The organism is Hyphomicrobium sp. 01T421, assembly GCF_056398805.1.
The window spans coordinates 187,931-199,650 of the sequence record NZ_JBFTQC010000005.1 but is presented as its reverse complement, the minus strand read 5'-3'; the positions used below and the strand labels follow the sequence as shown (position 1 = coordinate 199,650).

Genomic DNA, 11,720 nt, shown 5'->3' with positions numbered 1-11,720 from the left:
CGTGCGCCGCACCTTTGGCGAAAATTGCGCTGGAGATATTCGCGCTGAAAAGTCTTGAGCCAGCCGCCGGTACTTCTCCCGGCGTTGATAACTGATCCGTGCGTGTCGATTCGTTGAAGAAATCCATCGACATATGTGGCGCTGTTGAAGAAGCCGAATCGAAAATACACGGCGTAATTATGAACTAAATATAACACCGGGTTTGAGGCCAGCCGATTGCGATCGTCGTCAATTCGCAAATGGCGTTGGCGCGAGACCGTTTCTCCCAATCTCAAGCGCCCGGTAATTTACTTTCTATTCAGCGCATGGGAATTGGCCAAGCGGCTCCTGTCCGAAACGACAGCAGCGCGAACACGGCAAGTAGGTCAAGCAATTAGCAGAAGCATTTCGGTCTCTTAAGATCGCCCGCAGTGCTGCCAGTTGCGACGTCGGTTTCGTTCGCTGTCCAAAGCCTGAACAGGTATTGAATATGCTGCTGAGCGTTGTGCGTCGTGCGTCGTCATTATTCAATCTGATGTTTCCTCTGGTTTTCCTCACTGTTTTTGCGTGGATTGCGTATCCAAAATTGATCGAGCCGGGCCTGATGCGGTCGGCTGCCATCAACTCGGCGCCGAGCCTCAGCAGCAAGGACGTGCTTGCAGCGGTAACAACACCAACGATCCTCGATAGATGGGAGCCGCCGGCACAACCCGTAACTCGGCCCGGCGACAATTCCTTGGTTTCGGTCGGCGACACGCTGCAGGTCGCGTTCTATGAACGGCTGATCAATGAGGAAGACAAATGGTCGGCGCGAAGCTTTTCCAAACGACCTGCAATCAGCTTTCAGCAGCGTACGGAGTTGTCCGGGGAGTATGAGGTTCACGAAGACGGCACCGTCATTGTGCCGCTTCTCGGAGCCTTTCCAGTTGCCAAGCGTTCCGTTGCTCAATTCGAAGAAGATGCAAAGAAAGCCTTCGAACAACTCGTGGGCCGCTTTGCATTCATGAGCGTTACGATCAATCGCCGGCCTGTCTATGTCGTCGGTCCGGTGAAGAAGCCGGGCTACTATAAATTCACGGAAGGTCTGACGGTATTTCATGTCGTGGCATTAGCTGGCGGCTTTGAACGTACATCAGTCGATCTCGATCACATGCTGCAGGCGATCCGTGAAGTCGAGACGAAGCAAAAGACTGGCGACCGCCTCAAGAGGCTTTGGGCTAAGTTGAATGTCCTCGAAGCCGAGCGTGACGGGACAACGGCTGCTCCTTCTCGAAATCTGCTGCGGCTGTGTAACGACAGCGAAGCTTTCGGTCTCATCGCCTCGGAGAACTCTGTTCGCCAATTGGCACTGCGCAATAGCCAAGCTCAGGCGGCTAACCTTTCTGCGTCTCTTCAGTCGGCGCGCGACGAATTGGAAAGTCATCAAAAGCTTCGGGATCAGGTCGAATCTGGCATTTCCGTCAGAACACAAAGACTCGCCGATTTGGACAGTCTCGGCGACAAAATCGGCCGTCCATTCCGGTCGCAAGTCGCTGCCGATCTCGGTGATACGAAAGCGCGTGTTCAGGAAACGGCGGTCGCTCTTCACGCCGCCGAGGCGAAAGTATCGCAACTGGAAAAAGACAAGCTGACATTCGAGAACCAAACAAAAATCGATCTGCAGCAGCAGATCGTGGATCTGCAGTCTCAGATCGCCGAGGCATCCAGCACGACGTCCGCCAGTAGCGGTGCGCTCGATGCGATGCGGACGGCGTTGGCGATCAATGACGATGGCACTGATGGTGCAACGATGTTCCAGATTGTTCGGGGTCCGAGGACGAACCGGCAAGTGATCAATGCGACAGGGATGGAATCCGTCAATCCCGGCGATCTTGTGCGTGTGCTGGTCAATCCGCCGGCAAGCAAATCCCCGATGTAAAACTCTTCCCCATTTTCCGTACCTTCCGCGTTCCTGGAGTCAGATCCTTGAATATCGCCGCCATTCATTCTCAGGCTGTCGCCGACGCTCCGCTTAGGTTTCCCGGAGGCAAGCTCGATATTCCCAAGGTCAGCGTCGTCATGCCGACGCTGAATGAAGCCAACAATCTTCCGATTGTCTTCGCCAAAATGCCTGCATGGGTTCACGAAATCATTATTGTCGACGGCCGATCCACCGACAACACGCGCGAGGTCGCGCTCTCGTTGCATCACGGGGTTCGCATTCTTGAAGAACCGAAGAAGGGAAAGGGTGCCGCACTCAGAGCGGGCTTCGGCGCCGCTACCGGTGACATAATCGTATCCATCGACGCCGATGGCTCGATGAACGCCGACGAATTGATTTTGTTCGTTGCCGCTTTGATGTCGGGCGCCGACTTCGTTAAGGGCTCACGCTTTATCCAAGGCGGCGGCACTGAGGACATGTCGATTTTTCGGATGTCGGGCAATTGGGCGCTCACGCATATTGTTCGCGTACTGTATGGCTCCGGATTTTCGGATCTTTGCTATGGATACAATGCCTTCTGGAAAAGGCATTTGCCCCTCCTGAATATCGCCTGCGACGGATTTGAGATTGAGACCGCTTTGAATCTCAGTGCGCTCAGATCCGGCGTGAAGATTGTCGAGATTCCCTCCTTCGAAAAAAACCGGGTGCACGGGCAAAGCAATCTCAATGCATTTACCGACGGCTTCCGGGTGCTCTGGACAATTATGAAAGAGATGTTCCGCCGGCAAGCTTCGCTAACTCACCTAAACGCGCCGTCGTCGGTAAATGGCTTTTTGAAATCCTGATCGCGTAGGGCAGAGTGCGGGGCCGGTAATGCGTATTCTGATGGTCGCAGCTCGTTACTTCCCGTTCGCGGGCGGCACAGAAATGCACGTCCATGAAGTTGCGACGCGCCTCGTCAGGCGTGGGCACGCTGTCTCGGTGGTGACCGCCAATCCGGGTGGTGCACTACCCGAGCACGAAAATACTGCCGGTGTCGATATTATACGTGTCTGCAGCTGGCCGAAATCCCGCGATTGGCAATTTGCACCGGGCCTCGCTCGCGTCATTGGAAAAGCGGAATGCGATGTCATTCACGTTCAAGGCTATCATACATTCTTCGCGCCCTTCGCGATGTGGGCCGCACAACGTTATGCGGTTCCGTTTGTCCTATCGTTTCATAGCGGCGGGCACTCTTCACCGTTGCGCAATCGCTTGCGACATTTCCAAGCGAGGTTGATTGCCCCTTTGGCCCGACCGGCTCAGCGATACATTGCTGTTTCGAAATTCGAAGTTGAACATTTCGCTGATGCGATGTCGCTTCCAGCCGACAAGTTCCTGGTGGTGCCGAATGGGGCCAATCTCAACGCGTCGTTACCTAAGCCAGACGTGCAGGAAGACGAAAATCTGATCCTGTCAGTCGGTAGGCTGGAGCGCTACAAAGGCCACCATCGTGCGATCGACGCGATGCCGTTTTTGTTGCGCGCACGCCCCGAGGCGCGACTTCAGATCGTCGGTTCGGGTCACTATGAACGCGCCTTGCGACAGCGCATCCACCGGCTTGGCCTCGATGACCATGTGACCATCGGTTCTATTGCGGCATCGGACCGCTCCGCCATGGCGACCCTTTTGGCGCAGGCGCGCCTGACTGTACTTTTTAGCGCTTACGAAGCTCATCCCGTCGCCGTCATCGAAGCGCTCTCCCTCAACAAGACTGTTCTCGTTACCGCGACGTCGGGACTACGCGAGCTTGCCGACCGGTCTCTCGCGTACGCTGTTCCTCTTGACGCGGGGCCCGAGACCATCGCTGCGGCAATGTCGAATGCGATGAATGTCAGGCCAACGCCCAGATCACTTGAGCTTTCGACTTGGGATGAATGCACTGCGACTCTCGAGGGCGTTTATGAAGCTCTGTTGGCAGAGCGGTCCGAAGTTCCTCGCTTTTCAACCCCATGTGAGGCGAGATGAAAGGTCGGCTTCAGTCCGTATTCCGCTTCGCGCGACCGCTTTTTTCCGCGGAAGTGGAATATCCGGATGAGCTTGCTAGCGAGGTGCATAGCGATTGGGGCTGGTTCCCGGCGTTGGCCTTATGGACAGGCGTAGCGATTGTGGTGGCGGCTGCGGCCGCTGAAGCCAATAGGCGCGAATTTTCGTTCGCATCGGCGCTGTTTTACGCGTCCATTGCGGCGCTCATCTTTCCGATTGCAAGCCGGATGGTCTGGCCAGGCGTTCCGCGGGCGGAACGAATAGCGACGGTCCTGCTCGCCGCTGCTGGACTGTTCTGCCTCCGTCTCATCCATGAACCAATTTCGTTTGTGGACCACGACGCGTTTCTTCATTGGGCCACGGCTAACGACATTGTGAGGACGGGAAAGCTCTTCACGCCGAACCCGCTATTGCCCATTTCGCCGGTCTATCCAGGTCTTGAGATCATCGCGACGGCGTTGTCGGAGTTGACGACACTCCCGATTTTCGTCTGCGGGCAACTGTTGATGATCGTTTGCCGGATGATTTTCGTCATCTGCCTATTTCTTTTCTACGAACGGCTCTCCGGTTCGTCGCGGGTCGGGTCGCTCGGCGTGCTGGTTTACATGGGGGCCTCAAGCTTCGCCTTTTTCGACACGACATTTTCCTACGGAAGCCTGGCGCTGTTTTTCATGGTCATCGCGCTGCTGGTTGATGACCGCATGGGACAGGCTGCCAGTTGGCGGTGCTTCTTCATCGTCGCTCTCCCCGTGCTGGGCGCGCTTGCTGTTACGCACCATCTCACCGCGTTCATTACGGCATTCCTGTTGACCGGGATGGCGGCTTTCGAGGTTGCGCGACGCAAGTCGACGCGGTCTTTCGTTTCCATCATCGCCATGCCGGCCGCCGCCCTGATTTTTTCGATCGGCTGGAGCGAGTGGACCGGAAATCCGAGCGAGGACTATCTTGGGCCTGTTTTTGGCCATGCCATATCGGAAGCCTCGCGCTTTCTATCTTTTGAAGGGGGCCGAATTCCGTTCGTCGCAGAAGATGGAACGACAGCTCCTCTTTGGCTGCGCGTAACAACGGTTCTCTCGGTGGTCTTGCTATGCGCCGGATTAGCGACGAGCTTCTTCCGGGCTTTGGCTCGTGCCGGTGTGCCGGTCCTGTGGGATAAGTTTCCAGAAAGCTGGCGAGGCTTTCTCAAATGGGACAGCAGCAGCCTCGTCATTCTGACGCTGGTGACGTTTGCGTATCCAATCAGCATCGTTCTGCGGATGACGCGCGCGGGTTGGGAAATCGGCAATCGCATCGGACCATTCGCGTTCCTCGGCGTCGGCATTGTCATCGCCATCGGCATCGTGACGTTCTGGCAGAAAGATTCGAGAAGCCGCTGGCGTTCCGGTCTCATCGGCACCGCTATGACGATCATCGTGATCGGCGGGATCTTCAGCGGCAGCGGCAATTATATCCTCGGTAGCCCCCGCTATCGCGTCTCCGCCGATTCCGCATCGGTCGAGCCTATGGCGATTAGCGCTGCAACATGGACTCGCCAGTGGCTCGGAACCCGTAATCGCTTTTTTGCCGATCGCACGAACCGATTGCTGCTGGCGGCTTATGGCGGACAGCAGGTCATTACGTTGCTTTACGACAAGCGGGATCTTGGTGACGTGGAATTTTCTCCGAAGTTTGGGCCACTCGAGCGTGAGGCCATCCGTGAAGCCTCTGTCGATTATTTTCTTCTCGACTTCAGGTTGACCGAACAGCTGCCCTTGATGGGCTTCTATTTCGATCCCGGTCCGGTTTATCGGGAGCCACCGGATCCACAGGTCTTCTTCAAGTTCAATAATATCGCCGGAATTAGCCGCGTTTTCGACAACGGCTACCAGTCAATCGTCAACGTTGCTCAAGCCCGGGACAGCACCGATGCCCCCTAACGCGGCCTTATGTGCGATGCCCGCCGTTTTGCTTCTTGTGTCGTCGTTTCTACCCGACGCCGTCCGCGTGCTCGTCGCAGTCCCGATGGTTGTTCTGGTCCCAGGCTATGTCGCCACGAAAGTCACGTTTCCCGGAGAGCCTTTGGATTTGGAGCGGCTGGTTTTTGCCGTCGGCGTGAGCCTCGCGGTCACCGTGCTCATCGGCTTCTTCTTGCATGTGGTTCACATGATGAACGTTGCCGGTTGGTCTCTTGGGCTCGGCGGATTGACTCTCTTCATGCTGCCGTTTGCAAAGTGGGGCGCGTCCGAGCCGCCGCCGTTGCCAGCGTTGAGCAGCGCGCAGAAGCTCTCCTTGACCTTTGGTTCATTGCTTGCGGTGTCGGCGGTGCTGCTGTCAGGCGTTGGGTATAGGCAGCTTAGAGAATTTCAATTTACCGAATTGTGGATGGTGCCGACGCAAACCGCGCCGACCTATCGCCTCGGCATCACAAACCAAGAGCAGAGCGCGATGCGTTACGACTTGGAAGTCGTCTCGCCTAACGCGGTTATTGCGTCTTGGAATGATATCCCGCTTGCAGCCGGAGCGACTTGGCAGCGCGATATTCAGTTGCCGATTATGCGGAATGCGTCCGTCGAACAGCGTTTCACAGCACGTCTTTACAAACACGCTGATCCGACGGCGACCATGCAGCGCGTGTGGACTTCAATTCCACCTACCGTCGCGGCGAAGCTTGTGCATGTGAGCGACATAAATGGCGCTGATGAACGGCCGGACATCGAGGGAGCGCGCTGATGCGAATTCTCATGCTCAGCCAGTTTTTTCCGCCGATCATTGGCGGCGAGGAGCGGCACGTCAAAGTCTTGAGCGAAGCTCTCGCTCAACGGGGCCACGACGTGAGCGTCGCTACGATCAAGCATGGAGACCAGCCGGACTTCGATATCATCTCCGGCGTCAAGATCTACCGTTTAGAGGGCATGCTCCAGAGAAATGCCGTTCTTTTCACGGAAGGTCAGCGGCGACATGCGCCACCCTTTCCCGACCCCGAGTTGACGTTTCGTCTCAATCGCGTTGTGCGCGCTGAGAAACCGGATGTCGTTCACGCGCATAACTGGCTGCTCCATTCCTATCTGCCGCTGCAGAGGATCTACAAGAAGCGGTTGGTGGTGACGCTTCACGATTACAGCAGTGTTTGCGCCAAGAAGAATATGATCCACGCGGGCGTTCCTTGTGGCGGCCCCTCGACATTCAAATGCCTGCCTTGTGCCGGCGAGCACTACGGCAATCTCAAAGGCGCCGTGACGTGGCTGATGAATTCCTCGCTCGGCAAATCCGGCCTTCGCGAAGTCGACGCCTTCATTCCGGTCAGTCATGCCGTTGCGTTGCGATGCGGGCTCGATTCCGAACGCGATCAATACGAAGTCATTCCGACCTTCATCTCAAATGACGTAACGAGACTTTGTGATGGCCAAGATGCGCATCTGGCCCGGCTTCCGAAAACAGACTTTCTTCTTTTCGTCGGGGATCTGACACGGCTGAAGGGCATTCACACGCTGCTTGCGGCGTATGGACGGATGCGAGGAGCGCCTCCACTCGTGCTGATCGGCCGGCGCTGCAAGGATACGCCAACGGAGCTGCCGGGCAACGTCACGCTTCTCGAGAGCTGGCCGCATGCCGCCGTGCTGCACGCCTGGAGCCGATGCCTTTTTGGGGTGGTGCCGTCGGAGGGTCTCGAAACCTGCGGGACTGTTGTTATGGAGGCTAATGCTTTCGGCAAGCCAGTCGTTGCCAGCCACACGGGTGGCCTGTCGGAGACGGTGATCGATGGCAAAACCGGTATCCTTGTTCCCCCTGGTAACATCGATGCGTTGCATGGCGCCTTGCTCACGATGCTGCAGAAGCGTGATCTTCGCGAGCGGATGGGTGCAGCGAGCCTGGTGCACTCCGAAGGTTACATGCCCGATGCCATCATTCCGCGCATCGAACGAATCTACGAGGGTTCGAGGCCTTCGCAATTTGCGGAGGCGCGACGGTGAAAATCTGCGTTGTCATCGGCCAGACGTGCGCACGCGAGTGGCACAACCTGCTTGCAAGGCGGTTGGTTCACGATCAACACGAGGTCGCAATTTTCGTTAGCGAAGGCGGTACATCGCTTCCCGCTCTTATTGCGACGACATTGGCTTTCGAGCGTCTGGTCTACGGCATCGCCGCAAGGTCGCTGCTGACCGCTGTCATCGTCGATAAATCATTCGATGGGATCCGGCGTACGGCCGATGTCGACGAAAGCTTCGACATCATCTTGCGCCTTGACGGAGACGTATCTTCAGCACCGATTGGCGCACGTTTTTTTTATCCGGTGTTCAATGGCTTTCAAAGCGAAGTCGGCGCCGTTCACGCCATCCTAGACGGCCAAGAGGTCATGATCGGTGTGGAGAGCTCCGGCGAAAGCGCGCATGCGAATGGGTATGCCATCGAAACTGAACTTCCGACGATCATAGGCAAGACACTCGACAACGCGTGTTCCCGCATGATTGATCTTTTGGCTTGGCAATGCACGCCCAATCGCACATTGCCGACAGGGTCGAAGAGCGTCGATCTTTGCCGAACGAGCAACTCTCCATTGCTCCTCCGGCATGCGGCAACGACACTGACGAAGCGTCTTTTGCGTCGGCTCGATATGCTTGCTCGCGGCGGCGACCGGTGGATGATCGGTTGGCGACACACCGGCAATCAGCCGTTGGAGATTAACGGGGGCAGAGCGTCGCTGAGTTATCGCCGGGTTCCCGATGACGGACAGCGCTTTCTCGCCGATCCATTTCCCGTCGTTGCCCGCGGCCACTCGTGGCTATTTTGTGAGGAGTATCCTTACGCCACGGGGCGCGGAATTATATCGGTCATCGATCTCGACGATCCCAATGGCGGGGCGCGACCCATCATCGAAGAGTCGCATCATCTCTCGTATCCGATGGTATTCTCTGACGGCGGCCGGTGGTGGATGATTCCAGAGTCCGGTGCCAGCGGCCGCATTTCGCTTTATCGTTGCGAAGCATTCCCCTTCAAGTGGACTTATGAAGCGACGCTTATCGATGTCGCCGCCTCCGATCCAACGCTTTACCGTGACCAGACAGGCTATTGGCTGATCTTCACGTCGTGCGAAGGGGCAGGATCGCCATCCGATCGTCTCTGTCTTTATCACGCTCCGACACTGCACGGCCCTTGGCGGCCATGGGGGCAGCAGCCGCTGGCCATCGATGCGCGTACGTCTCGCCCGGCCGGCCACATCGTCAGCGTCGGCGGCGCTCTCTACCGTCCGGCGCAAGACTGTTCGACGCTGTACGGTCGCAGTATCGTTTGGTGTCAATTCTCCCTGCCTCTCGAAAGGCCGTTCCAGCAAGTCGAAATTGCGAAGTTGTCGCCTAAAGACGCCCGATCATTCCGCGGCGCTCACACCTATAACCGCAGCGGCAGCATTGAGGCGATCGACGTCTACGGCGCTCCTGCAGACAACGCGATCGATTTGGATTTTCTGCCGGTTGCGACGGCGAATTCAAATTCGGCTGGCTCCCAGGCTTCTGCGGTTCGAACTGGTCAGGAGTCCGCGAATGTCAGCGCGTGATAGCGTCTCCGTGATCATTTGCGTCCACTCCGAGAAGCGTTGGGACGCCATCTTCGAAGCGGTCGAGTCGGTCCGATCTCAGAGCCATCCCGTCTTGGAAACTCTCATCATCGCCGATCACAACGCCGAACTGGAAAGGCGTCTCGGAGAATCGCTCCAGGGCGTCACTGTCGTTCCCAATAACCAGGATCAGGGGTTATCCGGCGCCCGCAACACCGGAGTCGCCCTTGCGAAAGGGGACCTGCTGCTATTCCTAGACGACGATGCCGTTCTCGAACCGGATTGGGTCTGCGAAGCCGTGAAGCATTTCGGGAGCGCCAAGACTTTGGGCGTTACGAGCCGGATCGTGCCGCGATGGCAAGGGATCAGACCTTTCTGGTTTCCGGATGAGTTTCTTTGGGTCGTGGGCTGCACCTACGAAGGCATGCGGCCCGGAGCTGTGAGGAATCTCATCGGTGCTGCGATGTGCGTTCGGCGCGATGTGTTCAGCTGCGTCGGCGGTTTTAATCAACGTCTCGGCCGGGGCAGCGGCCGGCTACCGATGGGCTGCGAAGAAACAGAGCTCTGCATCCGCGCCGGGGCGGCCTTTCCGGGAAGCGCATTTGTCTTCGATGCAGAGCCTTGTGCTTTCCATCTCGTCGGCAATGAACGCCTGACAGTCGGCTATTTCATTCGCAGGTGTTTTGCGGAAGGCAAATCAAAGGCTGCACTTGCGGCGGTCGCACAGCCGTCGGCGGCGCTTTCAACCGAACGACGGTATGTCACGAGTGTTCTTCCGCGCGGGGTTCTACGTGGAATATCTGCATTCTTACGCCGCGACATCGGAGGCCTCGGCCGGGCCACTGCCATCGTCGTCGGCTTCATCGCGACATTTGTTGGTTACGTGAGCGGAAGGGGATTTCGCAAGGCCGGTCGTTTCGCGCACCAGCTTGCTCTGCGCTGGTCGGGAGAGATCCGATGAAAAGGCTGCTTCGCTTCTGGATGCCACGTCTAAAAAGCGATCTGATCGTGAACCAGACACTCTTGACGAATGCCGGCTTTCTGACCGTTGCGGCTGCTGCGAGCGCCCTTATGGGCTTTGTATTTTGGGTCTGGACGGCGCGCATCCTTTCTCCTGAACGACAGGGACTTGCTGCCGCGACGATTTCGGTGATGAACCTCATGGCGTTCTGCGGCGAATTTAGCCTTGGCACACTTTTGATGGGGCGGCCCGACTCAGGGAGGGGTGTGTACGGATTAATCACTGCGGCCATACTGTGCGGTGCTCTGACAAGCCTAGCGGTCGGATGCATTTTTATCGGGTGCARCAGTTGGCTGTCTCCGCAGCTTCAATCCATGCTGAGCAGCCACAGCCTTGTGTTTCTTACGGGAGTGGTCGCGACAGCGATCGCAATTACAGCAGATGGAGCCGCGATCGGGTTACTGGCGAGCTGGGCCCGTATGGTGCGGGAAATCGTCTTTTCGTTGCTGCGCTTGCTGCTGCTGTTTCTTGTACTTTCATATTCCTTGGCACCTCAAGCATCAGCAATTGTAGCCGTTTGGATTGCGGCGCTTGCCGCATCTCTTGGCTGTACTCTCGGTTATGCCGTTTATCATCGCGAACTGCTCGCCTGGCCCGATTTTTCCGGGCTTAGAACCTATGCCGCGGACATCCTCGGTCATCACATTCTCAATCTTGGCGCACTCGGACCTTCGATCGCGTTGCCATTTCTCGTGACCGTGGTTTTATCGCCCACCGTCAACGCGGTCTTTTATGCGGCATGGATGTTGTTGCAGGCTGCGATGCTTGTGCCCGCGGCGGTCGGCACCGCACTCTTCGCGACGTCTTCCTCCGATCCCGATACAGCAGCGCAGCGTTTGCGGTTTTCGTTGGGATTGTCGGCGGCTTTTGGCATCTTGGGCGGCCTTGCCTGCTATTTGTTTTTGAAGCCAATTCTAGGTTTTTTCAATCCACGGTATCCTGAGATCGCCGGCGCAGGTTTGGATTGGCTGGGCTTCAGCTTGCTGCCGATTATGATCAAGTATCACTATATCGCCGTCATGCGTTTGCAGCGTCGAATGACGACAGCTGCTCTCATGATGTTCGCTGGAGCGCTTATTGAAATCGTTGCCGTCGTTGTCGGCGGCTTGAGCGCCGGCCTGTTCGGCCTCACGGCTCTTTGGCTGGTGGCCGTTACGCTGCAATCGATCATGCAACTTCCCGCGATCATCAACGCTGCAGGCTGGAACCTACGGTTCGGCCCGCCAGTGACGCAGAGTTGAGGT

General features: G+C 57.1%; 9 protein-coding genes. All 9 read left to right on the top strand.

From position 1 onward, the window contains the following. Window positions 1-469 precede the first annotated feature (469 nt). The 9 genes from AC1DK3_RS21010 to AC1DK3_RS20970 are packed head-to-tail and all read left to right on the top strand — an operon-like array spanning window position 470 to window position 11,717. Window positions 470-1,897, top strand: coding sequence for a polysaccharide biosynthesis/export family protein (locus AC1DK3_RS21010; RefSeq protein WP_477194184.1), 1,428 nt, complete (start codon window positions 470-472; stop codon window positions 1,895-1,897). Between the two features lie 47 nt (window positions 1,898-1,944). Further along, window positions 1,945-2,745, top strand: a complete 801-nt coding sequence (locus tag AC1DK3_RS21005; RefSeq protein WP_477194183.1) for a glycosyltransferase family 2 protein — start codon at window positions 1,945-1,947, stop codon at window positions 2,743-2,745. A 28-nt stretch (window positions 2,746-2,773) separates the two neighbouring features. Next, complete coding sequence (locus AC1DK3_RS21000) at window positions 2,774-3,907, top strand: glycosyltransferase family 4 protein (RefSeq protein WP_477194182.1); 1,134 nt, start codon at window positions 2,774-2,776, stop codon at window positions 3,905-3,907. Beyond that, entirely contained in the window at window positions 3,904-5,841 is a 1,938-nt protein-coding gene (locus AC1DK3_RS20995) for a hypothetical protein (protein ID WP_477194181.1), read from the top strand. The genes AC1DK3_RS21000 and AC1DK3_RS20995 overlap by 4 nt, the downstream gene beginning before the upstream one ends. Beyond that, window positions 5,831-6,634 (top strand): hypothetical protein, encoded by an 804-nt coding sequence (locus AC1DK3_RS20990; protein WP_477194180.1) that lies wholly within the window; start codon window positions 5,831-5,833, stop codon window positions 6,632-6,634. The genes AC1DK3_RS20995 and AC1DK3_RS20990 overlap by 11 nt, the downstream gene beginning before the upstream one ends. Then, window positions 6,634-7,875, top strand: a complete 1,242-nt coding sequence (locus AC1DK3_RS20985; protein WP_477194179.1) for a glycosyltransferase family 4 protein — start codon at window positions 6,634-6,636, stop codon at window positions 7,873-7,875. Before AC1DK3_RS20990 ends, AC1DK3_RS20985 begins: the two co-directional genes overlap by 1 nt. Next, window positions 7,872-9,455 (top strand): glucosamine inositolphosphorylceramide transferase family protein, encoded by a 1,584-nt coding sequence (locus tag AC1DK3_RS20980; protein WP_477194178.1) that lies wholly within the window; start codon window positions 7,872-7,874, stop codon window positions 9,453-9,455. The genes AC1DK3_RS20985 and AC1DK3_RS20980 overlap by 4 nt, the downstream gene beginning before the upstream one ends. Further along, on the top strand, window positions 9,442-10,416 hold the full coding sequence (locus AC1DK3_RS20975) for a glycosyltransferase family 2 protein (RefSeq protein ID WP_477194177.1): 975 nt from the start codon (window positions 9,442-9,444) through the stop codon (window positions 10,414-10,416). The genes AC1DK3_RS20980 and AC1DK3_RS20975 overlap by 14 nt, the downstream gene beginning before the upstream one ends. Continuing rightward, window positions 10,413-11,717, top strand: coding sequence for a lipopolysaccharide biosynthesis protein (locus AC1DK3_RS20970; protein ID WP_477194176.1), 1,305 nt, complete (start codon window positions 10,413-10,415; stop codon window positions 11,715-11,717). Before AC1DK3_RS20975 ends, AC1DK3_RS20970 begins: the two co-directional genes overlap by 4 nt. The last annotated feature ends 3 nt before the right edge of the window (window positions 11,718-11,720 follow it).